Raw genomic sequence first — 1,153 nt, 5'->3', positions numbered from 1 at the left:
AAGATACAATCATGACTAGTTTTTGTTGGGACGGGATCTATGATCTCATCCCTTTTTTCTTATTGGCAAGTCCTCCCACAACATCTGGATGCGCCCCATTTGGTAGCGTCTGTCTGTTTCCTGCTCGCATAACGTCAACAAGAACTGCGCATAAGACCATTGCTGCTGCAAAGCTTGGCTCTCGGTAGCTTCCCAATGGATAAGCATAGACGTGAGTTTGAGCTGCTTGAGGAGGTCGCTGAGCTGCTGGTATGGGCTGGCGGTCGCGGTCACCTGGGTAATCGTCGTTTCCTTTGATGGAGCCTGAAGCGTGGTTGTCTGTGTCATCTTGGGGACTGAGGAGTTGGTCATAACTGTCGAGCGAATGCTGTTGTGTTTCTACTGGCGGGAGAACCGCTGATAAGTCGGGAATGAATTGCTGCTGTAGGAGTGCCAGGGTAAGGTTGCCTTGCGCCAGGGCTTTAGACAAAAAATCTGCGATCGTTTTTTCTTGGTCATACGTCGCAGCGAGGTAAAGCGCTTCGACGATAAGCACAGCGGCTTGGTCACGCTCAAACTGAGCTTTTAGCTGCTCCCATACCTGACGGAACTCAAGGGTAGGTAACAGATCGCTTTGCCAGTTGCAGTAGAGGAAGGCACGAGGCTTTTTCCTGAGTCCTCCTATCACATGCCGATAGTTGATGCAGCGCCTGCGCCGCCGCCCGTTTCCGGGCACCCGCATTCTGGCCAACTCAAACACCTGCTGACGGGCAAAGTAGCCCACTAGCCGGTCGTGATAGAGATGAATCTCTACCGGCTGCCCAATCAACCGAGACGGCACGCTGTAAAGGATGCAACGGATATCGACAGTGCTGTAACAACTCACCTTAGCGCTGAGCACTTCATAGTCGGCTACCCGCCGTTTTGGGAATGGTCGCAGCGCTGCTTTTTCTTGCTCAAATTTGGCCTCACACTGGCGATTCAGACCAGCCGGCGCTTGGTCTATCACCGATTGGTAGTCGGCAACCGTGGCAAAGTCGCGGCTACCGCGCAGATAGATGATCTGCTTGATCCGGTTATTAGGTGACAGTGGGTATAGGCGAGTGACGACAGCGGGGTAGTCGGGTAATCAGGATCTCATCAGGCAGCGTAGAGTGCAGTCAAAGCCAAGATC

General features: G+C 53.0%; 1 protein-coding gene. It reads right to left on the bottom strand.

Annotation, left to right across the window (positions count from 1 at the left end; translation table 11 throughout):
* Window positions 1-37: 37 nt before the first annotated feature.
* Entirely contained in the window at window positions 38-988 is a 951-nt protein-coding gene (locus CKL79_RS24310; RefSeq protein WP_170944176.1) for a hypothetical protein, read from the bottom strand.
* Between the last annotated feature and the right edge of the window lie 165 nt (window positions 989-1,153).

The organism is Leptolyngbya sp. BC1307 (assembly GCF_002286735.1).
Classification (GTDB): domain Bacteria; phylum Cyanobacteriota; class Cyanobacteriia; order Phormidesmidales; family Phormidesmidaceae; genus Phormidesmis.
Note: the sequence above shows the minus strand (reverse complement) of the source record. Positions and strands in the feature narration are given on the sequence as shown.